Source organism: Kitasatospora sp. Xyl93 (genome assembly GCF_055383135.1).
Genome location: NZ_AP029185.1, coordinates 5,544,436 through 5,567,812 on the forward strand (window position 1 = coordinate 5,544,436; position 23,377 = coordinate 5,567,812).

General features: G+C 73.1%; 19 protein-coding genes. 10 read left to right on the forward strand and 9 right to left on the reverse strand.

Translation table 11 applies throughout. From position 1 onward, the window contains the following. The first annotated feature begins 120 nt into the window (after window positions 1-120). Window positions 121-1,197, forward strand: a complete 1,077-nt coding sequence (locus ACZ5GH_RS24595) for an ABC transporter substrate-binding protein (RefSeq protein WP_464335247.1) — start codon at window positions 121-123, stop codon at window positions 1,195-1,197. 65 nt (window positions 1,198-1,262) lie between these two features. Here ACZ5GH_RS24595 and ACZ5GH_RS24600 read toward each other — a convergent pair whose 3' ends face one another. The 6 genes from ACZ5GH_RS24600 to ACZ5GH_RS24625 all read right to left on the reverse strand — a co-directional run bounded on the left by ACZ5GH_RS24600 (window position 1,263) and on the right by ACZ5GH_RS24625 (window position 8,231). Beyond that, entirely contained in the window at window positions 1,263-2,165 is a 903-nt protein-coding gene (locus ACZ5GH_RS24600) for a sucrase ferredoxin (RefSeq protein WP_464335248.1), read from the reverse strand. 38 nt (window positions 2,166-2,203) lie between these two features. After that, window positions 2,204-2,926: a hypothetical protein gene (locus ACZ5GH_RS24605; protein WP_387759551.1), complete on the reverse strand. Its 723-nt coding sequence runs from the start codon at window positions 2,924-2,926 to the stop codon at window positions 2,204-2,206. 17 nt (window positions 2,927-2,943) lie between these two features. Then, a complete protein-coding gene (locus ACZ5GH_RS24610; protein ID WP_387759553.1) occupies window positions 2,944-3,984 on the reverse strand; it encodes a hypothetical protein in 1,041 nt (346 codons plus the stop codon). 13 nt (window positions 3,985-3,997) lie between these two features. After that, a complete protein-coding gene (locus tag ACZ5GH_RS24615) occupies window positions 3,998-5,266 on the reverse strand; it encodes a hypothetical protein (protein WP_464335249.1) in 1,269 nt (422 codons plus the stop codon). Between the two features lie 33 nt (window positions 5,267-5,299). Next, entirely contained in the window at window positions 5,300-5,593 is a 294-nt protein-coding gene (locus ACZ5GH_RS24620; RefSeq protein ID WP_464335250.1) for a hypothetical protein, read from the reverse strand. A 187-nt stretch (window positions 5,594-5,780) separates the two neighbouring features. Then, window positions 5,781-8,231, reverse strand: a complete 2,451-nt coding sequence (locus ACZ5GH_RS24625; RefSeq protein WP_464335251.1) for a DNA gyrase/topoisomerase IV subunit A — start codon at window positions 8,229-8,231, stop codon at window positions 5,781-5,783. A 307-nt stretch (window positions 8,232-8,538) separates the two neighbouring features. On the opposite strand from ACZ5GH_RS24625, the gene ACZ5GH_RS24630 reads away from it, so the two are divergent. The 3 genes from ACZ5GH_RS24630 to ACZ5GH_RS24640 all read left to right on the forward strand — a co-directional run bounded on the left by ACZ5GH_RS24630 (window position 8,539) and on the right by ACZ5GH_RS24640 (window position 12,792). Next, window positions 8,539-9,897 carry a M16 family metallopeptidase gene (locus ACZ5GH_RS24630; protein WP_387759560.1) on the forward strand — a complete coding sequence of 453 codons (1,359 nt, stop codon included), beginning with the start codon at window positions 8,539-8,541 and terminating at the stop codon, window positions 9,895-9,897. Between the two features lie 20 nt (window positions 9,898-9,917). Continuing rightward, on the forward strand, window positions 9,918-11,282 hold the full coding sequence (locus tag ACZ5GH_RS24635; protein WP_387759575.1) for a M16 family metallopeptidase: 1,365 nt from the start codon (window positions 9,918-9,920) through the stop codon (window positions 11,280-11,282). Window positions 11,283-11,598: 316 nt separating this feature from the next. After that, window positions 11,599-12,792 carry an RtcB family protein gene (locus ACZ5GH_RS24640; RefSeq protein ID WP_464335252.1) on the forward strand — a complete coding sequence of 398 codons (1,194 nt, stop codon included), beginning with the start codon at window positions 11,599-11,601 and terminating at the stop codon, window positions 12,790-12,792. Window positions 12,793-12,877: 85 nt separating this feature from the next. Here the strand turns inward: ACZ5GH_RS24640 and ACZ5GH_RS24645 are convergent, their stop codons facing one another. After that, window positions 12,878-13,159: an HPr family phosphocarrier protein gene (locus tag ACZ5GH_RS24645; RefSeq protein ID WP_359817494.1), complete on the reverse strand. Its 282-nt coding sequence runs from the start codon at window positions 13,157-13,159 to the stop codon at window positions 12,878-12,880. 229 nt (window positions 13,160-13,388) lie between these two features. Between ACZ5GH_RS24645 and ACZ5GH_RS24650 the strand changes: the two genes are divergently transcribed. The 4 genes from ACZ5GH_RS24650 (at window position 13,389) to ACZ5GH_RS24665 (ending at window position 18,855) form a co-directional block, all read left to right on the forward strand. Beyond that, window positions 13,389-16,205, forward strand: coding sequence for a bifunctional acetate--CoA ligase family protein/GNAT family N-acetyltransferase (locus ACZ5GH_RS24650; RefSeq protein ID WP_387760804.1), 2,817 nt, complete (start codon window positions 13,389-13,391; stop codon window positions 16,203-16,205). Window positions 16,206-16,296: 91 nt separating this feature from the next. Further along, window positions 16,297-16,896, forward strand: coding sequence for a DUF5998 family protein (locus ACZ5GH_RS24655; RefSeq protein ID WP_355254021.1), 600 nt, complete (start codon window positions 16,297-16,299; stop codon window positions 16,894-16,896). Between the two features lie 44 nt (window positions 16,897-16,940). After that, entirely contained in the window at window positions 16,941-18,128 is a 1,188-nt protein-coding gene (locus ACZ5GH_RS24660) for an alkaline phosphatase family protein (protein ID WP_464335253.1), read from the forward strand. Between the two features lie 70 nt (window positions 18,129-18,198). Next, window positions 18,199-18,855 carry a thymidine kinase gene (locus tag ACZ5GH_RS24665; protein WP_387760802.1) on the forward strand — a complete coding sequence of 219 codons (657 nt, stop codon included), beginning with the start codon at window positions 18,199-18,201 and terminating at the stop codon, window positions 18,853-18,855. Between the two features lie 15 nt (window positions 18,856-18,870). Here ACZ5GH_RS24665 and ACZ5GH_RS24670 read toward each other — a convergent pair whose 3' ends face one another. After that, complete coding sequence (locus ACZ5GH_RS24670) at window positions 18,871-19,614, reverse strand: VOC family protein (protein WP_464336864.1); 744 nt, start codon at window positions 19,612-19,614, stop codon at window positions 18,871-18,873. Window positions 19,615-19,887: 273 nt separating this feature from the next. Between ACZ5GH_RS24670 and ACZ5GH_RS24675 the strand changes: the two genes are divergently transcribed. After that, complete coding sequence (locus ACZ5GH_RS24675; protein WP_387760801.1) at window positions 19,888-20,766, forward strand: sulfurtransferase; 879 nt, start codon at window positions 19,888-19,890, stop codon at window positions 20,764-20,766. 63 nt (window positions 20,767-20,829) lie between these two features. Here the strand turns inward: ACZ5GH_RS24675 and sepH are convergent, their stop codons facing one another. Beyond that, complete coding sequence (gene sepH, locus ACZ5GH_RS24680) at window positions 20,830-21,912, reverse strand: septation protein SepH (RefSeq protein ID WP_464335254.1); 1,083 nt, start codon at window positions 21,910-21,912, stop codon at window positions 20,830-20,832. 517 nt (window positions 21,913-22,429) lie between these two features. Between sepH and ACZ5GH_RS24685 the strand changes: the two genes are divergently transcribed. Then, complete coding sequence (locus ACZ5GH_RS24685; RefSeq protein WP_464335255.1) at window positions 22,430-23,332, forward strand: hypothetical protein; 903 nt, start codon at window positions 22,430-22,432, stop codon at window positions 23,330-23,332. Window positions 23,333-23,377: the final 45 nt, after the last annotated feature.

The window sequence follows — 23,377 nt, forward strand, 5'->3', positions numbered from 1 at the left end:
CTCGCGCCGACGCGGGTGACGGGCGCCGAACCCCCGCCGCCACGGGCCACGGCCGCTGAACCCCCGCCGCGGCCGGAGCCGCTGACTCCCCTGCCAGTCCCCCCGAGAGAGGCCCCACCCATGCGCCCCGTTCCGACCGGCAGAGCGGCTGCCGCCGCCCTCGCCGCCGCCCTGCTCCTCCCGCTCTCCGCCTGCGCCAACGACGCCGCGACCGCCGGCCACGGCGCGGTCGCCGCCCCCGCCGGCCAGCAGGTCGACGGACCCAAGGTCAAGATCATGGTCGGCGGCCTGGACAAGGTCATCTACCTGCCCGCGATGCTCACCCAGCGGCTCGGCCACTTCGCCGAGGCCGGCGTCAACGTCGAGCTGATGACCGAGCCGGCCGGCGTCAACGCCACCACCGCGCTGCTCGCCGGGGACGTCCAGGGCGCCGTCGGCTTCTACGACCACACCATCGACCTCCAGGCCAAGGGCAAGAAGGTCGAGTCCGTGGTGCAGTTCGCCCAGGCGCCCGGCGAGGTCGAGGTGGTCTCCACCCGGCAGGCCGACGCCATCAGGTCCGGCGCCGACTTCAAGGGGAGGAAGCTGGGCGTCACCAGCATCGGCTCCTCCACCGACTTCCTCACCAAGTACCTCGCGGTCAAGAACGGCACCGCCGTCAGCGAGTTCAGCCCGATCGCGGTCGGCGCCGGCCAGACCTTCATCGCCGCGCTCCAGCAGGGCAGCATCGACGCCGGAATGACCACCGACCCGACCGTCGCCAACATCCTGGACAAGGGCCTCGGCAAGGTGCTGTACGACATGCGCACCCCCGAGGGCTCGCGGGAGGCGCTCGGCGGGCTGTACCCGTCCTCGTCGCTGTACATGAACACCGACTGGGTGGAGAAGAACAAGGACACCACCCAGAAGCTCGCCAACGCCTTCGTGAAGACCCTCAAGTGGATGTCCACCCACAGCCCCGAGGAGATCGCCGCGAAGATGCCCGCCGACTACGCACAGGGCGGCGCCGAGCAGTACGCGGCGGCGATCAAGGCGACGCTGCCGATGTTCACCACGGACGGCGTGATGCCGGCCGACGGGCCGAAGACGGTGCTCTCGGTGCTCGCCGCGTTCCACCCGGACGTCAAGGGCAAGGAGGGGTCGATCGACCTGGCGAAGACGTACACCACGGAGTTCGTCGCCAAGACCGGCGGCTGAGCCCGGACGGCAGCGGCCCCACAGGTGGCGGTCCCGCGCTCACCCCCACGGGCGCGGGGCCGCTCTCACGCGCCCCGGACCGACAGCACGTCCATCCGCGAGGGCGTTCCCGCCGCCTTGCCGCAGCTCTCCGGACGCGCCGGCTCGCTGACCGCCTCGACCACGTCCACCTCCCAGGACCGGCCGTCCCGGTGCAGCACCGTCACCAGCCAGCGGCTCTCGCCGTCCGGCCGCTGGGTGAGCGTCAGCACGTCCGCCCGGGTCTCGCCGGTGGCCAGCCGCACCGCGTGCTCGGCCGCCTGGCCCGGACGCTCCCAGCCCGAGCAGCCGCGCGACCACTCCGGCACCATGTGCCCGGCCGCCGTCGCCGCCAGCACCTCCTTGGCGCTCTCCGGCGTCAGCCGCCCGTACGCGTAGCCGTACGGCAGCACCAGCATGGTGGGGGAGAAGCGGTGCCCGCCCAGATGGGTGACCTCCCACACCTCGCTGTGCCCGGCCGCCGCCAGCTCCGCCGCGAGCGGACGGCCCAGCAGCGCGCAGCAGCGGTCCCGCCGCCCGTTGGTGCACACCAGCGCCACCGGGCCGCCGACGTGGTCCGCCCCGAAACCGGTGTGGTCGCCGGCGCCCAGCGCCGCGAAGTCCAGCCCCAGCAGCTCCGCCGGATCCGCCACCTGCGCCCGGCGAACCCAGCCGCGGCCCGGCACGGTGTGCGCGACGAACACCTCGTGGCGTGCGGTCGGCAGGCAGTCGGCGTGCCGACCGGGCCGCCGGATCAGCGCCACCCGCACGCCCGTCCCGGCCGCGGCCGCCTCCAGCGCCCGCCCGACCGCCGCGTTGAGATGGCTCTCGCTCAGCGCCTTCGCGCCCCACGGCCCGGCCTGCTCCACCAGCAGCCAGGTGGTCGCCACCGCCGCGGTCGCGGCCAGCGGCTCCGAAAGTTCACGCGACACGGTCGCACAGGTGCTCACGTCGGCAAGGCTACCCTCACCTGATCATCCTCACGCGGTCACCCGAACGCGGCCTTCACCCGCTCCGCCACCTCCTCGTCCACCGTGTCGTACAGCGGCTCGGAGACGGTCGGCAGGTCGGCGAACTCCAGGTGGATGCTGCGGACGACGTCCGCGAACAGCTCCGAGTAGAGCTCCCAGTCCTCGGGGCACGGGGTGCTCAGCTCCAGGGAGAGCAGCTGGGACTCGTTCGGCAGCGGCAGGTGCACCTGGACCACCGAGGTGGTCAGCACCCCGTCGACCAGCGGGACCGCCAGGGCGTCCAGCGCCGCCGCCCCGGCGTCGACCCGGGTCGCCACGGCGTCGATCACCGCCGCCGCGCGCCCGGCCGGCAGCTCTATCGCCGTCACCTCCGCCTCCGGACGGGCCCGGGCGAGGCGGGTCAGCAGGAAGTCCACGGCGTTCGGGTAGTCGGTGCCGACCAGGGGGCACACCGAGGCCGTGATGGTGGCCGTGCTCGGACGGCCGTCCACGTCCACCAGGCACATCCCGGCGTGGATCACCCCGGCCTCGGCCATCGACGGGATCAGCTCGGCCAGCGCCACGGCCCAGCGCACCCGCAGCTCGTCGGGATGGGAGGCCAGCACCTCGCAGACCAGCTCCCAGAGCTCCTCGGCCACCTGGTCGTCGGTGCCCAACACCGGGATCTCGTGGAAGGCGGGCGGGACGACGAAGCGGATCTGGAGCCGGGCGGCTGCGTGGTCCATCGGGGTGCTGGGCATCGGGCCTTCCACGGAGGTCATGAGGGCTTGCGGATCCGGTTGCGGACGTCCAGCCAGGCCGGTGGGACGGGGACCGGGACGCCGTACGCGCGGGCCTCGACGAGCAGGTCGAGGTAGGCGTCGCTGTGGTCGCGCAGCCCGGAGCGGCGCCACGTCCAGAGTTCCTTCAGAGCGGGGACAGCGGTGATCACGCCGATGGCGATCAGCCCCATGCCGAGGGACGTGAGCTGTCGGCGGTGCTCGGCACCGGCGGGGTCCATGCCCAGGGGGGCGATGATCATGCCGGCGACCACCGTGAGGATGAAGATCCTTCCCCATGTGCTGATCCACCGGCGGGATCGCTTCACAGCGGTGAGCAGTCCCCGGACGGCCTGTTCGTCCAGGAAGTCGAGGCCGTGCGGAGCGCCGATCTCACGGGCCCGGCCGGCCAGCGCCGAGTGCTGTGCGACCGCGGCGACCGGCAGCACCGGGAACTTCGGGTCGATCACGGCTTCAGTCGGCCACCAGGAGCCGGGCTGTGCGGCGACAGCGGGCAGGGCGGCGGCGGCGGGCAGGGCGGCGGCGGCGGGGTTGGCAGCCGGAGACGCCTGCGGCTGGGGCAGTGGATCGGCCGCAGGGCTTTCCTCCCACGAGGCCCGATCGGCATCGGCTCCCCACTCGGAGGGAAGTTGGAACATCATCCCCGCGCGCCTGGCCTGGTTCAGCAGACCGATGTACGCGGTGAAGTGCACCGAGGCGGTGTCCTTCTCCGACGCGCGGTGCGCACCCCACGCCCAGAGCGCGATTCCCGCCGGAACTCCCAGGATCACTGCTGCCCAGTTGCCAGTGACCGAGGTGGCCACGACCGCCATGATGATGAGCAGCCACGCCGCCTCGGCGTAGGAGCCCACCCGGTTCCGCAGTCTCAGGTGCTTGGTGACCACCGCGCGTGCCTCGTGGTCATGCAACAGGTTGATCCCGTAGAGGGTTTCGGCCCGTCGCGCGGCCTCGACCACCTCGGGTACCGCGGCGATCCGCCCGCCTTCGACGGGGAGCGTCGCATGGAGGTACTCGGCCATGGGGTCTCTCCTCTCAGCCGACGGCGTTCAGGAACGGTGCGGACGGCAGGCGATAGGCGGGCTTCGGTGCTCCGGGGGCGACGACGTGCGACTCCCTCTCCTTCCGTTCCTGGTCCTTCTCGTAGTTCTGGTAGAAGCTGTGGGAGAGCCCAGTCGCCTTGTTCGAGATCGTGATCATGCGGGGATCCGCCTCGACACCCGCCTTCTTGAGCCCGCCGACGATGGCCTTGGTCGACAGCGGGTTGCGAGTCATCTCGTACAGGGATGCGCCGGCGCCACGGGTCCGCGCGGCGACGCCGGATCCCTTCGCGAGCTGCATCGACTCCCTGAGGCCGCCGATCTGGGCCTTGACCTTGTTGACGACGCCCGGGACCTTTGCCGCCTTGGCCGTCTTTCCGGCGGTGGCGAAGCCCTTGACAGCGCCGAAGCCGGGGATCACCCCGAGCCCGTCCAGCCCGATCTTCAACCAGGAAACGTCCTGGCCACGGGACTTGGCGATGCCGTGCCCGGCCATCGCGGCCGCGCTGGTCAGCACGGCCGCGGCACCCAGGATCGGGCCCGCGACGGGGATCGCCAGCGCCGCGATCGCCAGCCCGGCGGAAATCTGGGAAAGGAGGTCCGCGTGGTCGGCCAGGAAGTCCAGCGACTTCTGCCAGGCGTGCTCCACCTTGTCCAGCATCCGCTTGAGCAGGTTCGGGTCCGGCGGATGGTGTCGGGACGCCTCCATGATCGCCCTGGCGGCCGCCTCGGCCTTGAGCTTGTGGTCCGCCAGCTGCTTGTGGCCGCTCGCGATCAGCTCGTCGAGCTGGTGCACGAGCTGCTGCCGGGCCTGGAGCTTGGCCTCGAAGTCGGCCTTGGCCCTCGCCTGGGCCGCCGCGTCGGTGGACTGCGTGGAGGCATCCAGGGCCTTCCCCGCAGCACTGCACTGGACGTTCATGTCGCCCACCCTGGACCGCAGTTCGACGGCCTGGCCCTCCAGGGTCTTCCCGGAGGCGAGCAGGGCGGTGAGCTGGGTGTGCCAGGTCTTGAGGGCCCGCGAGCAGGCGGCCATCGACTCGTGGCCCTGGGTGAGGTACTTGGGCAGTTCGCCGAGCCTGCCGGCGAAGTTGCGGGCCGCCTCGCCCTGCCAGGCGCTGCCGTCGGAGCCGAGGTCCGCGAGCGCGTGCCGCAGTTCCTCCAGTTCGCGGGCTACCGCGTCGACGTCCGTGTACATCTTGGCGATGGCCGGTAGGTCCCCCGGGGCCGGGCAGAATCCGAGGCCCGGCCAGTTCTTGTCGCTCATGGTGGAAAGTCAGTCCCCTACTGGCTGATTGGCTCAGGTCGCGCCGAGGCCCTTGGCGGTGCCCTGTTCGTTGTCCCCGTAGTTCTTGAGCGAGGCGTCCAGGCCCTCGCGCAGGCCCTGGGCGAGCTTGGCCATCCGGCCGATGCCGCCGTGCCAGTGGTCCTCGAATCCCCTGCAGGCCGAGTCGAGCCGCTCAGTGCCCAACTGCTTGCCCTTCCCGAGGTTCTCCAGGCCCTTGGCGACCGCCCCCATGCGGTTGCCGCATTCGCCGAGTTGTTTGGACACCGTTCTCATCGTGCCCATGTCGATCTTGAATTCCTCGGCCAACTCCCCGTCCCCCCACGTTTTGTGACGCTCAATGGAGCACCTGTTCGGTGAACCTAACCCATGGATGGGCAAAGTCCCGGCCATGGACGGGAATTGGGGACCGCCGTTCCGGATTCCCGGTCGGACGGGCACGAAAAAGCGGAAGGGCACCGGACGGTTCCGGTGCCCTTCCGCTCGTGCGAGGCCGTTACGCCGGGCCGGCGACCACCGCGACCGGGGTGGTGACCGGGGTGCCGGAGCCGTCGCGGCGCGGGTCGCGCTCCGGCAGGTCGACCGGGGTGCCCTTGGCGGTGGCGGCGCGGGCCGGGGCGGCACCGGCCCAGGCGAAGGCCAGGGCGTCCTCGCCGCGCAGGAAGCGCTGGCAGCGCACGCCGCCGGTGGCGCGGCCCTTGCGCGGGTACTGCTCGAACGGGGTGACCTTCCAGCTCGTCTGCTCGCCGCCGGCCAGCGTGCCCGTGGCCGTGGCCACCGAGACCACCACCGCGTCCGCCGCCGGGTCCACCGCCGTGAAGGACAGCACCCGCGCGCCGTCCGACAGCTTGATGCCCGCCATGCCGCCCGCCGGGCGGCCCTGCGGACGCACCTGGCCCGCCGGGTAGCGCAGCAGCTGGGCGTCCGAGGTGATGAAGACCAGGTCCTCCTCGCCGGTGCGCAGTTCGACCGCGCCCACCAGCTCGTCACCCTCCTTGAGGGCGATCACCTCGAACTCGTCCTTGTTCGCCGGCCACTCCGGCACCACCCGCTTCACCACGCCCTGCGCCGTGCCCAGCGCCAGGCCCGGCGAGGACTCGTCCAGCGTGGTCAGCGCCAGCACCCGCTCCCCGGCCTCCAGCCGCAGGAACTCGCCCACCGCGGCCCCGCCCGCCAGCGTCGGCGAGGGCGTCGGCGGCAGCGCCGGCAGGTCGATCACCGGCAGCCGCAGCACCCGGCCCGCGGACGTCACCACGCCCACGTCCGCCCGCGCCGTCGCGTGTACCGCGGACACGATCACGTCGTGCTTCGCCCGCTTCTCCGACACCTCGAACGGCTCGCCGTCCGCCGTCCGCGCCAGCAGGCCCGTCGACGACAGCAGCACCCGGCACGGGTCGTCCGCGACCTCCAGCGGCACCGCCAGCGCCGCCGACGGCACCGCCCCCGCCTCCAGCAGCACGGTGCGCCGCTCGGTGCCGAACTGCTTCGCCACCGCGCCCAGTTCGGACGACACCACGCTGCGCAGCTTGGTGTCCGACTCCAGGATCTCGGTCAGGTCCGCGATCTCCGAGGTCAGCTTCGCCTTCTCCTGCTCCAGCTCCACCCGGTCGAAGCGGGTCAGCCGCCGCAGCGGGGTGTCCAGGATGTACGCCGTCTGCGTCTCCGACAGCGAGAAGCGCTCCATCAGGCGCTCCTTGGCCTGCTGGGCGTTGTCGCTCGACCGGATGATCGCGATGACCTCGTCGATGTCGAGCAGCGCCACCAACAGGCCCTCGACCAGGTGCAGCCGCTCCTCGCGCTTGCGGCGGCGGAAGTCGCTGCGCCGGCGCACCACGGTGAAGCGGTGGTCGACGTAGACCTCCAGCAGCTCCTTCAGGCCCAGCGTCAGCGGCTGCCCGTCCACCAGCGCCACGTTGTTGATGCCGAAGGTCTCCTCCATCGGCGTCAGCTTGTACAGCTGCTCCAGCAGCGCCTCCGGCACGAAGCCGTTCTTCACCTCGATGACCAGCCGCAGCCCGTGCTCGCGGTCGGTCAGGTCCTTGACGTCCGCGATGCCCTGGAGCTTCTTCGCGTTGACCAGGTCCTTGATCTTCGAGATGACCTTCTCCGGGCCGACGTTGTACGGCAGTTCGGTGACCACGATGCCCTTGCGGCGGGCCGTCACCGCCTCCACCGTCGTCGTCGCCCGGATCTTGAACGTGCCGCGGCCCGACTCGTACGCGTCCCGGATGCCCGACAGGCCGACGATCCGCCCGCCGGTCGGCAGGTCCGGACCGGGCACGAACCGCATCAGCGTGTCCAGGTCCGCGTTCGGGTGCTTGATCAGGTGCCGGGCCGCGGCCACCACCTCGGACAGGTTGTGCGGCGGCATGTTCGTCGCCATGCCGACCGCGATGCCCGTCGCGCCGTTCACCAGCAGGTTCGGGAACGCGGCCGGCAGCGCCAGCGGCTCCTGCTCGCTGCCGTCGTAGTTCGGGCCGAAGTCGACGGTGTCCTCGTGGATCGACTCCACCATCGCCATCGAGGCGGCCGTCAGCCGCGACTCGGTGTAGCGCATCGCTGCCGGCGGGTCGTCGTTGCCCAGCGAACCGAAGTTGCCGTGCCCGTCGATGAGCGGCAGCCGCATCGAGAACGGCTGCGCCATGCGGACCACGGAGTCGTAGATCGACGCGTCGCCGTGCGGGTGCAGCCGGCCCATCACCTCGCCCACCACGCGGGCGCACTTCACGTGCGCGCGCTCCGGGCGCAGGCCCATCTCGTTGGCCTGGTACAGGATCCGGCGGTGCACCGGCTTCAGACCGTCCCGCGCGTCGGGCAGCGCACGCGAGTAGATCACCGAGTAGGCGTACTCCAGGAAGGAGCCCTGCATCTCGTCCACGACGTCGACGTCGAGGATCCGCTCCTCGAAGTCTCCGGGCGGCGGGGTCTGCGAACTGCGGCGGGCCATCGCGGCGGGGCTCCCTTACGTGTCGCTGGCTGTGTCTCGGTGGTTCTTCGGTCGGCCGCCGAACGCCGGGGGCGGTCGTCGGCCGTCTCCGGCACCGTCCTGCCGTCGGACCCGTCAACCGGGCGCCGTCGACAGGGCGCGGCGCCCCCATTGTGGACCCTCCCGCCGACACTCCCGGTCAGCGGCCCTCTTCCGCCCCTGGCGAACGCCCCCGTCCGCGCGGACACGAACGCGGCTCCCGCGCGTTGCACCACAATGGGGGACGCCACACGAACCCCGACATCGACGACGGGAAGGACCCGAGCGCATGGCCAACCCGGCCCCCGCCTCCAGCCGAGGCATCGCCATCACCGAGCACCGCCTGGCCAACGGCCTGCGCGTCGTCCTCTCCGAGGACCACCTCACCCCGGTCGCCGCCGTCTGCCTCTGGTACGACGTGGGCTCCCGCCACGAGGTCGAGGGCCGCACCGGCCTCGCCCACCTCTTCGAGCACCTGATGTTCCAGGGCTCGGCCAACGTCTCCAACAACGGGCACTTCGAGCTCGTCCAGGGAGCCGGCGGCTCGCTCAACGGCACCACCAGCTTCGAGCGCACCAACTACTTCGAGACCATGCCCGCCCACCAGCTGGAGCTCGCCCTCTGGCTGGAGGCCGACCGGATGGGCTCGCTGCTCGCCGCGCTCGACGAGACGTCCATGGAGAACCAGCGCGACGTCGTCAAGAACGAGCGCCGCCAGCGCTACGACAACGTCCCGTACGGCACCGCCTTCGAGAAGCTCACCGCGCTCTCCTTCCCCGACGGCCACCCGTACCACCACACCCCGATCGGCTCCATGGCCGACCTCGACGCGGCCACCCTGGAGGACGCCCGCACGTTCTTCCGGACGTACTACGCGCCCAACAACGCCGTCCTGTCCATCGTCGGCGACATCGACCCCGAGCAGACCGTCGCCTGGGTCGAGAAGTACTTCGGCTCCATCCCGGCGCACGACGGCAAGCAGCCCCCGCGCTCCGGCGAACTCCCCGAGACCATCGGCCGGGAGATCCGCGAGGAGATCCACGAGGACGTCCCCTCCCGCGCGCTGATGGCCGCCTACCGCCTCCCGCACGACGGCACCCGCGAGGCCGACGCCGCCGACCTCGCCCTCACCATCCTCGGCAGCGGCGAGTCCAGCCGCCTCTACAACCGGCTGGTCCGCCGCGACCGCACCGCCGTCGCCGCCGGCTTCGGCCTGCTGCGGCTGGCCGGCGCCCCCAGCCTCGGCTGGCTCGACGTCAAGACCTCCGGCGACGCCACCATCGAGCAGATCGGCACCGCCGTCGACGAGGAGCTCGCCCGCTTCGCCGCCGAGGGCCCCACGGCCGAGGAACTGGAGCGCGCCCAGGCCCAGATCGAGCGCGAGTGGCTCGACCGGCTCACCACCGTCGCCGGCCGCGCCGACGAACTGTGCCGCTACGCCGTCCTGTTCGGCGACCCCAAGCTGCTCAACGACGCCCTCCCCAAGGTCCTCGACGTCACCGCCGAGGAGGTCCAGGCCATCGCCAAGGCCCGGCTCCACCCCGACAACCGGGCCGTCCTCGCCTACGAGCCGACCGCCGCCGAGACCGCCGCCGAGACCGACGCCGACTCCGACGCCGCTTCCGAAGAGGAGGGTGCCGCCGTATGAGCACCGACTACGTCCCCGCCATGACCTTCCACCCGCAGCCCCAGCCGGGCACGCCCAGCCCCTGGGACTTCCCCGCCCCCGAGCGGGCCGCCCTCGGCAACGGCATCACCGTGCTGCACTGCCACCGGCCCGGCCAGCAGCTGGTCGCCGTCGAGGTCCTGCTCGACGCCCCGCTCGCCGCCGAGCCCGAGGGCCTCGACGGCATCGCCGGCATCCTCGCGCGCGCCTTCAGCGAGGGCACCGACACCCTCAGCGCCGAGGAGTTCGCCGCCGAGCTGGAGCGCGCCGGCGCCACCCTCGACGCGCACGCCGACCACCCGTGCATCCGGATCTCCCTGGAGGTCCCCGCCTCCCGGCTCCAGCGCGGCCTGTCCCTGCTCGCCGACGCGCTGCGCGCTCCCGCGCTGCCCGAGGAGGAGATCGAGCGGCTGGTCGCCAACCGGCTGGACGAGATCGTCCACGAGCAGGCCAACCCGGCCCGGCGCGCCGCCAAGGCCCTGTACGCCGAGCTGTTCGACGGCGCCGACCGGCTCTCCCGGCCCCGCGCCGGCACCGCCGACACCGTCAAGTCGATCGACCGCGCGGCCGTCAAGGCCTTCTACGACGCCCACGTGCGCCCCGCGACCAGCACCGTCGTGGTGGTCGGCGACCTCACCGGCGTCGAGCTGCCCGCGCTGCTGGAGAACACCCTCGGCACCTGGACCGGCACGCCCGCCGAGCCGTCCACCCACGCCCCGGTCACCGGCGACGACCGCGGTCGCGTCGTCATCGTGGACCGCCCGGGTTCCGTCCAGACCCAGCTGCTCATCGGCCGGATCGGGCCCGACCGCCACGACCCGGTCTGGGCCGCCCAGACCCTCGGCACCTACTGCCTCGGCGGCACCCTCACCTCCCGCCTCGACCGCGTCCTGCGCGAGGAGAAGGGCTACACCTACGGCGTGCGGGCCTTCGCCCAGCCGCTGCGCTCGGCCGCCGACGGCAGCGGACGCGCGATGCTCGCCATCAGCGGCTCGGTGGACACCGCCTCCACCGCCCCCGCGCTGGCCGACACCTGGACGATCCTGCGCACCCTCGCCGCCGAGGGCCTCACCGACGCCGAGCGCGACGAGGCCGTGCAGTTCCTGGTCGGCGTCGCCCCGCTGAAGTACGAGACCGCGGGCTCGGTCGCCGGCACCCTGGCCGACCAGGTCGAGCAGTACCTGCCGGACGACTACCAGGCCGAGGTCTACCGGCAGCTCGCCGAACTGCCCACCGCCGCCGCCACCGAGGCGGTCGTCGCGGCCTTCCCGCCGGACCGCCTGGTGACCGTCCTGGTCGGCGACGCCTCGGTGATCGCCGACGACGTGCGGGCGCTCGGCATCGGCGAGGTCACCGTCATCAGCTGACCCGATCGTCGGATCACCGTCCGGCCCGGTGGAGCACCCGCTCCGCCGGGCCGGACGCGTTTGTAAATCCGTTGCGGGCCAGGTCCGTTCCGTGGATAGATGTTCCCCGGCGCACAGCACGTGCGAACGCGACGAAGGAAGGGAGGCGGTCACCATGCGGGTCGAGCAAGCGATACGACGCTCCCCGAGGCCGTATTCCCCCTGTCCCGTCGCCCCGGGCGTCTGAGCCCCCCTGAACTTCCCCGAGCCGCGCCGGGATCGCTGTCGCGCGGCAATCCTCTTCCCGAACCACCCGACCCCTGGAGGTCGTTCACCCATGTCGTACACCGAAGTCCCCGGCGTCCGGGTCCCGATCCGGATGTGGACCGACCCGGCCACCGTCGAGGGCCAGGCGATGCAGCAGCTGCGCAACATCAGCTCCCTGCCGTGGCTGCACGGCCTCGCCGTGATGCCCGACGTCCACCTGGGCAAGGGCGCCACCGTCGGCTCCGTCATCGCCATGGACGGCGCGGTCTGCCCGGCGGCGGTAGGCGTGGACATCGGCTGCGGGATGAGCGCGGTGAAGACCTCGCTCACCGCGAAGGACCTCCCGGACGACCTCTCCGGCCTGCGCCGCGAGATCGAGCGGGCCATCCCGGTCGGCCGCGGCCTGCACTCCGAGCCGGTCGACCCGGCCAAGCTGCACGGCTTCCGCACGGCGGGCTGGGACGACTTCTGGCAGCGCTTCGACGGCATCGCGGAGGACGTGAAGTGGCGCCGTGAGCGGGCGATGCAGCAGATGGGAACGCTCGGAGCCGGCAACCACTTCTGCGAGGTTTGTGTCGATACCTCCGGTTCTGTCTGGCTGATGCTGCACTCCGGCTCCCGGAACATCGGCAAGGAACTGGCCGAACACCACATGGGCGTCGCCCGCTCGCTGCCGCACAACCAGGGCCTGATCGACCGGGACTTGGCCGTCTTCCTCGCGAAGACCCCGGAGATGGCGGCCTACCGCCAGGACCTCTTCTGGGCACAGGAGTACGCGAAGCACAACCGCGCGGTCATGATGGCGCTCTTCCAGGAGGTTGTCCGCCGCGAGTTCACCAAGGCGGAGGTCACCTTCGACGAGGTCATCAGCTGCCATCACAACTACGTGGCGGAGGAGCGGTACCACGGCGTCGACCTGCTGGTGACCCGCAAGGGGGCGATCCGGGCGGGCTCCGGCGACCTCGGGATCATCCCCGGTTCGATGGGGACGGGCTCCTACATCGTCCGCGGTCTGGGCAACGCGGCGTCGTTCAACTCCGCCTCGCACGGCGCCGGCCGCAAGATGAGCCGCAACGCCGCGAAGAAGCGATTCACCGCCCAGGACCTGGTCGAGCAGACCGAGGGCGTGGAGTGCCGCAAGGACGGCGGCGTGGTGGACGAGATCCCGGGCGCCTACAAGAACATCGAGAAGGTCATCGCCCAGCAGAAGGACCTGGTCGAGGTGGTCGCGCACCTCAAGCAGGTCGTCTGCGTCAAGGGCTGACCAGGCCGGCCGCGGAAGCGGCCGGAAAGGCCGATCGGGGTGCCGCCGGAATCCGGCGGCACCCCGATCGGGCGGCTGCGGGGCCTCAGACCGCGGCGGGGAGCTCGTCGAGGCCCTCGGAGACGAGCTTGGCGAGGCGGTCGAGCGCGTCGTCGGCGTTCTCCGCATCGGAGGCGAGGATGACCTCGTCGCCGCCCTGGGCGCCCAGGCCGAGGAGGCCGAGCATGGAGGCGGCGTTGACCGGGTTGCCGCCCGGCTTGGCGATGGTGATCGGCACGCCGGTGGCCGTGACGGCCCGGACGAAGACGGAGGCGGGACGGGCGTGCAGGCCCTCGGCCCAACCGATGGTGACGCGGCGCTCAGCCATGAGACGTGCCTTTCCGGTGAAGCTGGTCACGGCCGTGCTCGGGGGGAGCGGGGGAAGCGGCCATGTTGTCTAGACCAGTGTTGCACGCAGGCGACCCCTGGGAACCGCCGCGTTCAGGACTTGTGATTGTTTCTTTTCGGGGCATAAACCCCGGTCGATGGTCCCGGTCCACCCTGCCGCGAGCACGCGACCGGCGCCATTCGGCTCGCCGCCGGATAACCTGACGAACGTGGAAGACCCCGCGGTGGCGAACCCCGAGCAACCCGACTATCCGCAGCACTGGGAAGCGGACATCCTGCTGCGCGACGGAGGCACGGCCCGGATCCGGCCGATCACGCCCGAAGACGCCGGACGGCTCGTGGAGTTCTACGAGCAGGTGTCGGAACAGTCGAAGTACTTCCGGTTCTTCGCCCCCTACCCGCGGCTCTCCGACAAGGACGTCCGCCGCTTCACCCACCACGACTTCGTGAACCGGGTCGGCCTCGCGGTGGTGGTCCGGGACCACTTCATCGCCACCGTCCGGTACGACCGGATCGACGCCGAGGGCCGCCCCTCCGAGACCGGCACCGACGCCGAGGTCGCCTTCCTGGTGCAGGACGCCCACCAGGGCCGCGGCGTGGCCTCCGCCCTGCTGGAGCACATCGCGGCGGTCGCGCAGGAGCGCGGCATCCGCCGCTTCCAGGCCGAGGTGCTGCCGGAGAACCGCAAGATGGTGAAGGTCTTCACCGACGCCGGCTACACCCAGCACCGCAGCTTCGCCGACGGCGTGGTGCACCTGGAGTTCGACCTCGAACAGACCGAGCGCTCGCTCGCCGTGATGCGCGCCCGCGAGCACCGCGCCGAGGCGCGCTCCGTGCAGCGGCTGCTCACCCCGCGCTCGGTGGCGGTGATCGGTGTCTCCCGCACCCCGCAGACCGTCGGCCGGGCCATCCTGCGCGACCTGCTGGGGGACGACGCCCCGGCCGACCGCCCGGTGTACGCGGTGAACCGCAACGCCGCGCCCGGTACCGAGCTGGACGGCGTCCCGCTCCACCGTTCGGTTCTGGACATTCCCGGACCGGTGGACCTCGCGGTGATCGCCGTCCCCGAGGGCGCCGTCCCGGCCGTCGTCGCCGAGTGCGGCGCCCACGGGGTGCAGGGCCTGGTGGTGGTCACCGCCGGCTACGCGGAGACCGGTCCGGAGGGCCGGGACCGCCAGCGCGCGCTGGTTCGCCAGGCGCGCGCGGCCGGCATGCGGGTGATCGGCCCGAACGCCTTCGGCCTGATCAACACCGACCCCCGGCACCCGCTGAACGCCTCGCTCGCCCCGCGCCTGCCCGGCCGCGGCGGCTTCGGGATCTTCTGCCAGTCCGGCGCGATCGGCGTGGCCCTGCTGGAGGCCGCCCACAAGCGCGGTCTCGGCGTCTCCTCCTTCGCCTCGGTCGGCAACCGGTCCGACGTCTCCGGCAACGACTTCCTCCAGTACTGGGCCGAGGACGAGGCCACCCGGGTGGTGCTGCTCTACCTGGAGTCCTTCGGCAACCCGCGCAAGTTCACCCGGATCGCCCGCCGGCTCGCCGCCGTCAAGCCGGTCGTGGTGGTCAAGGGAGCCCGGCACACCGGCAGCCTGCCGCCCGGCCACGCCGTCCCCGCCACCGCCACCGGCCTGCGCGACGCCACCGTGGACGCGCTGTTCGAACAGGCGGGCGTCACCCGGGTGTCGACCATCACCGAGCTGTACGACACCGGCGAGCTTCTGGCCCAGCAGCCGCTGCCGCCGGGGGACCGGGTCGCGGTGGTCGGCAACTCCGACTCGCTCGGCCTGCTCACCTACGACGCCCTGCTGGGCGCCGGCCTGCGCCCCCGCACACCCGTCGACCTCACCACCGCCGCGACCGGCGAGAACTTCCGGATCGCCCTGGACGTCGCGCTCGCCGACCCGGCCGTGGACGCGGTGATCGCCGTCGCCATCCCGCCGATCGGCACCTCCGCCCACGCCTTCATGGGCGGCCGGCTGACCGGCGAGGACGACCCCGCGATGGGCTCGGACGACCCGGAGATCGCCGCCGCCCTGCTGGAGGCCGGAAGCCGCGCCCGGGAGCTGGGCAAGCCGCTGCTGCTCACCCACCTGGCGCTGACCGACCTCCCGGTCCGGCTGCGCCCCGGCGGCATCCCCGCCTACGCGGCGCCCGAGCGGGCCGTGCACGCCCTCGCCCACGCCGTGCACTACGCGCAGTGGCGCCGCCGTACGGCCCAGGCGGAGGAAACTGCGCGCGTCCCCGAGCTGGACCGGATCGACGAGCCCGGCGCCCGCCGCCTGGTGGAGGCGGCGCTGAGCACCCGGGCCGCGATCGCCGCCCGCACCCAGCCCGGCGGCGCCCGGATCACCCTGCCGGAGGCGGAGGCCCAGGAGCTGCTGGCCCGCTACGGGATCGACGTCTCGCCGGTGCGGCCGGCCCCGGACGAGGAGAGCGCGGCGGCGGCCGCCGGGGCACTCGGCTACCCGGTGGCCCTCAAGGCGACGGCCCCGCACCTGCGCCACCGCCCCGACCTGGGCAGCGTCCGGCTGGACCTGACCGACGAGGCGGTCCTGCGCCGCGCCCACCGCGAGCTGGACGCGCTGCTCGGCGGCGCCGCGCAGGCCGAGCTGGTCGTCCAGCGGATGGCACCGCGCGGCGTGGACACCGTGATCGCCGCCACGGTGGACCCGGCGGTCGGCGCCATCCTGTCCTTCGGCCTGGCCGGCGCACCGGCCGAACTGCTGGGCGACACGGCGCACCGGCTGGTTCCGGCCACCGACCAGGACGTCGCCGGGCTGATCCGGGAGGTCCGGGCGGCGCCGCTGCTGTTCGGCTGGCGCGGCGCCGAGGCGGTGGACACCGACGCCCTGGAGGAACTGCTGCTCCGGGTGTCGCAGCTGGTGGACGACGTGCCGGAGATCGCCTCGGTGGACCTCGAACCGGTGGTCGTCGCCCCGCACGGACTGGCGATCCTGGGGGCGCGGGTGCGGGTCGCACCCCTGCCGGTCCGCAGCGATCTGGGCCCGCGCGCGATGAGCACGCTGTAACCTTCCTTGGTTGCGCCCTGCCCGGGCGCTGTTGTCCGAAGCTCGGCGCCGTGCCGCCCGCTTCGTCGGCGGACCATGCCAGGATGGAGATATGGCGAAGACCGGTACCACCACCACTCAGGACCTGCGCTCGGCTATCGAGCGCAGCGGCTACTACCCGGCCCTGGTGTCCGAGGCGGTCGAGTCCGCGGTGGGCCCGGAGCCGATCAGCTCCTACCTGGTGCACCAGGAGACGACCTTCGACGCCAACGAGGTGCGCCGGCACGTGACGGTGCTGGTGCTCACCCCGACCCGGTTCGTGGTGAGCCACACGGACGAGCAGTCGGGGGCCGAGGGCAGCCCGGCGGTGCCGTTCGCGACCACGTCGACGGAGAGCGTCCGGCTCGACCGGATCGGCTCGGTCGTGGTGAGCCGGATGGTGGCGAACCCGGAGACGTACACCCCGGGCACCCTGCCGCGCGAGGTCGTGCTGACGATCGGCTGGGGCGCGGTGCAGCGCCTGGACCTGGAGCCGGCCGGCTGCTCCGACCCGAACTGCGAGGCGGACCACGGCTACACCGGCTCGGCCACGGCCGACGACCTCTCCCTGCGGGTGAGCGAGGCCGGTGACGGCCCGGAGACGGTGGCCCAGGCGCTGGTGTTCGCGCGGGCGCTGTCCGACGCCACGATCAGCAACGGCCCGCGGGTCTGAGTCCCACCGCTTCCGACCGCCCGCACCGCTACGAATCCGGTTCCATGTCCTTCGTTCCTGCCGACGGCTACGACGCCTTCGAGATCCTTGACCCGGCCACGGCCCCCGCGCCCCCGTACGGCAGCGGTTCGCTGTGCGACCTGCTGCCCTCGGTGGCGGCGGGGCTCGGCGTCCCCGGGTTCACCGCGACGCTCCCGATCGCCCCGGCGGACCGGGTGGTGGTCTTCCTGGTGGACGGCCTGGGCTGGGAGCTGCTGCTGCGCCACCCCGAGTACGCGCCGTTCCTGTCCTCGCTCGCCGGCAGCTCGATGGGCGGCAGCGGCCGTCCGCTGACCGCGGGCTTCCCGTCGACCACGGCGACCTCGCTGGCCTCGGTCGGCACCGGCACGCCGCCGGGCCTGCACGGCCTGGCCGGGTACACGGTGGCGGTGCCGGGCGCCGGCTACCTGATGAACCAGCTGCGCTGGCAGCCGCCGACCGAGCCGCACGCCTGGCAGCCGTACCCGACGGTCTTCGAGCGCACCCACCAGGCCGGGGTGGCGACCGCGCAGGTCTCCTCCCCGCTGTTCGCCCAGACCCCGCTGACCAGGGTGGCGCTGTCCGGCGGCACCTTCCTCGGCCGCACCACGGGCGAGGAGCGGATGGACCAGGCGGCGGCCTGGCTGGCCGAGCACGACCGGGCGCTGGTGTACACCTACGTCAGCGAGCTGGACGGCGCGGGCCACCGCTTCGGGGTCGACTCGGACGAGTGGCGGATGACGCTGGACGCGGTGGACCGGCTGGCCCGCCGGCTGGCCGAGCAGCTGCCGCCGCGCTCGGCGATGTACGTGACGGCCGACCACGGCATGATCGACATCGCGCCGGAGGACCGGATCGACTTCGACGAGGACTGGGAGCTGGGCGCCGGCGTCGCCCTGCTCGGCGGCGAGGGCCGGGCCCGGCACGTGTACGCGGTGCCGGGCGCCGCCGCCGACGTGCACACGGTCTGGAGCGAGGTGCTGGGCGACCGGATGTGGGTGGCCACCCGGGACCAGGCGATCGCGGCGGGCTGGTTCGGCCCGGTCGTGGACGAGCGGGTGTACGCCCGGATCGGCGACGTGGTCGCCGCGGCGCGCGACGACATCGCGATCGTCGCCTCCCGCAACGAGCCCGGCGAGTCCACGATGATCGGTCTGCACGGTTCGATGACCCCGGTCGAGCAGTTCGTGCCGCTGCTCGAGGTCCGCGGCTGACCGGGCCGTACCGCCCAATTGACTTATCTGTGCCCGAACTCCCTTGATTTGAAAGGCCTTTGCTCCACCCATGGCTGAACTGGTGTTCTTCTCGGGCACGATGGACTGCGGCAAGTCGACGCTGGCGCTGCAGATGGACCACAACCACACCGCGCGCGGCCGGCAGGGCGTGATCCTCACCCGCAACGACCGGGCGGGCGAGGCGACGATCTCCAGCCGGCTGGGCCTGCGCGCCGACGCGGTCGAGGTGACGGACGACTTCGACTTCCACGCGCACGTGGTGCACCGGCTCTCGGCCGGCGGCCGGGTGGACTACCTGATCTGCGACGAGGCGCAGTTCTTCGCCGCCGAGCAGGTCGACCAGCTGGCCCGGGTGGTGGACGAGCTGGACATCGACGTCTACACCTTCGGCATCACCACCGACTTCCGCACCCGGCTGTTCCCGGGCTCGCAGCGGCTGATCGAGCTGGCCGACCGGGTGGAGGTGCTCCAGGTCGAGGCGCTGTGCTGGTGCGGCGCGCGGGCCACCCACAACGCCCGTACGGTCGGCGGGGTGATGGTGGTCGAGGGCGCCCAGGTGGTGGTCGGCGACATCTCGGTGGACCAGGACGAGGTCGGCTACGAGGTGCTGTGCCGCCGCCACCACCGCCGCCGGCTGACCGCCGCGACGGCGCGCGCCTCGGTGCTCTCCCCGGACGTGCTCCCCTTCGAGGAGCAGCAGGTCTGACGGCGGGCCCCCGCCCTAGGGGGCCGCTTCCAGGACGGAGAAGTGCCCGCCCTGCGGGTCGGCGAGCCGGGCGGCCCGGCCGCGGGCGGTGTCGTGCGGTTCGACCAGGACCCGGCCGCCGAGCTCGACGGTGCGACGGGCGGTCAGCTCGGCGTCGCGGACCGCGAAGTGGGTGCGCCAGCGCGGCGGGTGGCCGCGCAGCTCGGCGCGGTGCCGGATGCCGGCGACCGGACGCCCGTGCACCAGCAGCGCGCTCTCCTCAGCGGCGGAGCGGACCGGGCGGTCGAGCACGGCGGAGTAGAAGGTGGCCGCGCCCGGCGCGTCGGGCGTGAGCAGTTCGGCCCAGGCCGGGGCGCCCGGCTCGCGGCCGGCCTCCCGGCCGAGGTGCTCCTCGCCCTGCCAGAGGCCGAAGACGGCGCCGGAGACGTCGGCGGCGATGGCCATCCGCCCGGCGCGCTCGGCCTGGAGCGGCCCGACGGCGACGGTTCCGCCGCACTCGCGGACGAGTTGGGTGGTGCGGTCGGCGTCGTCCACGGCGAAGTAGGTGGTCCACTGCACCGGGAAGCCGGTGGCGGTGGAGACGCCGAGGCCGGCCACCGGCGCCCCGTCGAGCTCGGCCCGGACGTAGTCGCCGAGCTGGCCGGGCCCGGGCGTGTACGTCCAGCCGAGCAGGGCGCCGTAGAAGGCGCGGGCGCCGGGCAGGTCGTCGGTCAGCAGGCTGACCCAGCAGGGCGTGCCCTGGGCCAGTCGGAGTTCCACCGCGGGCAATGCGGGCCTCCTCGTGGGTGGTCGGCGCACGGAGATCCCTGCGCGAGGGTGATGCTTCCACCCTGGCGGTCGCCCAACCCCCGGGCCGCGCGGAAAGTCCGGCAAAGACCCCACAAAGAGCGGTGGGCCGGGGTGTTCGCTGCGGATTTCCGCCGCCTTCTGCCGTCTTCCGTCGGATTCCGTCGTGTTCCGTCGGTGCGGGAAACGGGGAGGAGGATCCGGATGCCCCCGCCGCCCGGGCCGCGCTGCGCGACAATGTGCGCCATGACCACCACCTACAACGACGGTTCCCCGCTGATCTCCGCGGCCGGGCTGCGGGAGGCGCTGGCCTCCGCGCTGCCGCCGGTGCTGCTGGACGTGCGCTACCAGCTGGTCGGCGCCGCGCCGGGAGGCCCGACCGCGGCCGAGGAGTACCGGGCCGGTCACCTGCCCGGCGCCCACTTCGTCGAGCTGGACCGGGACCTGGCCGCCGCGCCCGGCGCGCCCGGCCGGGGCGGGCGCCACCCGCTGCCGGACCCGGAGGAGTTCGGCGCGGCGATGCGCCGCTTCGGGGTGAGCGCCCGGCGCCCGGTCGTGGTCTACGACGGCGCGGCCTCGATGGCGGCGGCCCGGGCCTGGTGGCTGCTGCGCTGGGCCGGCCACCGGGACGTCCGGGTGCTGGACGGCGGCTTCGCGGCCTGGCAGGCGGCCGGGCTGCCGGTGACGACCGAGCTGCCGGAGCCCGGGGAGGGCGACTTCAAGCCGGTGCCGGGGCAGCTGCCGACGGTGGACGGGGACGGCGCCGCGGCCTGGGCGCGCGGCGGCCTGCTGCTGGACGCCAGGTCGGGGGAGCGCTACCGGGGCGAGACCGAGCCGGTGGACCCGCGGGCCGGGCACATCCCGGGCGCGGTCTCGGCGCCGACGGCCGGGAACGTCGGCCCGGACGGCAGGTTCCTCCCGGCCGCCGAGCTGGCCGCCCGGTTCCGGGCGCTGGGCGCGGGGGAGCGGGAGACCGCGGTGTACTGCGGTTCGGGGGTGACGGCGGCGCACCAGATCCTGGCGCTGGAGGTGGCGGGGCTGCCGGCCACGCTGTACCCGGGCTCGTGGAGCGAGTGGTCGAGCGACGGGGCGCGCCCGGTGGCGGTCACCGGGCAGCCGGGCTGATCCCCCGGGTACGCCGCAGGGGCGGGAGGCCGAGCCTCCCGCCCCTGCGGCGTACCGCCGCTGCTACTCCTGCTTCTTGCGCCGGCTGCCGAAGACGATCTCGTCCCAGCTCGGCACGGTGGCCCGGCGACCGGGCCGGACGCCGTCCGCCTCGGCCTGCCGGTCGGTGGTGCCGACCAGGCGGTCGCGGTGCGGGGCGACGGCGCGCGGCATCAGGATGTCGGCGTAGGCCGAGCCCGCGCCGACCGCCGGGGCGGCCGCCGCCGCGGCCGGCTCCTCGTTCTCCTCGGCGACCTCGGCGGGCACCGGCTCGATCGGGGCGGGGGCGCCGACGGCGAGGTCGCCGCGGAAGGCGGGGACCACGTCGAGCAGGCTGGTCAGCGAGTCCCGGGACTCGGCGGTGGCCTCCCGCGACTCGCGGACCTCGCGGGCCGACATGATGCGGTCGGCCGAGGGCCGGTCGATCATCGCGCGGGGCGGCCGGTCCTGGGGGAGCCGGGCGATCCGCGGGATGAACGGGAAGACCGACTCCTCCTCGCGCTCGACGTTCTCGCCGATCAGCGCGCGGGCCTCGTCGTCGTTGGGCTGGACCAGGCGCCGGGGCGGGTCGTACGTCCAGGAAGCGCTGCGACCCTCGCCGTCGGCCCGGTAGGAGAGGATGACCTCCCAGGTGCCGTCGTCGCGCCGCCAGGAGTCCCAGCGTTCGGTCTCCTTCTCGGCGCCGCGCAGCGCGAGCCGCTCGGCGACGGCCTCGCCGAGCTGAGGGCCGGGGGACTCGCCGTTGCGGCGGATCGCGGTCTTGCGGGCGCGCTCGGCCATGAAGGCGCGCTCGGCGAGCACCGGGCCCTCGAAGCGGCGGACGCGGTCGACGGAGATCCCGGCGGCCTGGGCGACCTCCTCGGCGGAGGCACCGGCTCGTATCCGGGCCTGGATGTCCCGGGGGCGCAGATGGCTCTCGACCTCGATCTCGATCTGGCCGAGGCGCGGCCGGTCCCCGCGGATGGCGGCGCGTAGCCGCTCGTCGATGGGAAGGGTGTACTCCGTGCTGTCGGCAGCCTTGAGCACCAGCCGTGTGCCGTCGTTGCTGACGGCCACAACCCGCAGTTCGGGCACGGTTACCTCCCGGGTGGTGCCTGCCGACGTCACCTGCGTCGCTGCTCCCGTACTGAGTGTGGCCTGCCCACTCGCGACTGGCCACAACCTTGCTGAGTTCCCCGGCGTGTCGGGCGTATGCCCGTGCATGCCGCTGTGGCACGGTTGCCTTTTTGCCACGCCGTCGGTCGGCGTCGCGCCTGGGTGTCCCGGCCGTCCTCGCACGCGCAGTGAACGCGACGATCCGGGACGGGCGTCGCCGTGCGTGCCCGCTCCGTGGCTCCTCGTCAAGCTGTCGGTGTAGGCACAGTCGACAAGTCGACCCAAGGCTCGGGCTTTACGAACAGTACTCCATTCGTGGCATCCACAGGGGCGGCTCGCCGCTCAAGTCTCCCGCGATTCACGGGAATCTCAAGAGCGCGCTCCCCCAATGGCGGATGGCCGCCGGACGGACGGTGATCATCTTCACACAATCCGGGCGTGGAGAACCGCATTTTCGTCCCTTGTGTCCTTCTTTGGGCAAGATGGAGAGTCTTGTTCGAGGAACAGCCGTACGGACCGAGGGATGTTGATGCCGGAGCGGAGCCCCGCCGAGGAGGGCGGCAAGGCCAAGGAGGAGCGCAGGCGCATCGATCTGAGTGTGGCTCAGGTCGCGGCGAGTGCGCTGGCCACGGTGGTGGGTGCGCTGCTCGCCTCCGAACTGGGGGTGTACGGCACGATCCTGGGCGCCGCCGTGGTGAGCGTCGGGGCCACCACCGGCGGCGCGGTGTTCCAGCACCTCTTCAAGCGGACCGGCGAGCAGCTGCGCGGGGCGGTGGACCGGGGGCCGAACCGGACCGTCAACGCGCTGCGCCAGGTGCCGGTCGGCGCCGGCGAGCCCGGGCCGCGGGCGGAGCCGCCGGTGATCACCTCGGAGTGGAACGAGCCGCAGGTGGTGCGGGCGCGTCGGCGGTGGCGCTGGAAGACGTACGCGGCGGTGTCCGGGCTGGTCTTCCTGCTGGCGATGACGCCGATCGTGGCGTTCGAACTGGCCACCGGGCAGCCGGTGTCGGCGACGGTCAAGGGCGAGTCCGGCAACGGCACGTCCTTCGGCGGCTCGGTGACGCCCAGGTCGTCCCAGCAGCAGGACGACCCGGCGGACCGGCCGTCCCCGGGCGGCCGGCCGGGCCAGGACGCCACGCCGTCCGGCGGTGCCTCGGCTCCGGCGACCACCCGGCCGAGCCGGGGGCCGGGCGACACGCCGAGCGGCGGCGCCGGGACGGCCACGCCCTCGGCGGGCCCGAGCGCGACCCCGTCGGCCGGCGCCTCCCCGTCGGCGGGCGGCGGGAAGCCCAGCGGCGCGGCGAGCCCGCAGCCGCCGGCGCCGAGCGGCGCTCCGTCGAACGAACCGGCGAAGGACCCGGCGAAGGCGCCGGTGGCCCCGCCACCGGCCGACGGCACCGGCGCCACGTCCTGGGAGGGCGCGCGGAGCTAGACGAGTAGTTCCGAAGTGGGCTGGGTTTGCCGGTTCTGCTCCGGG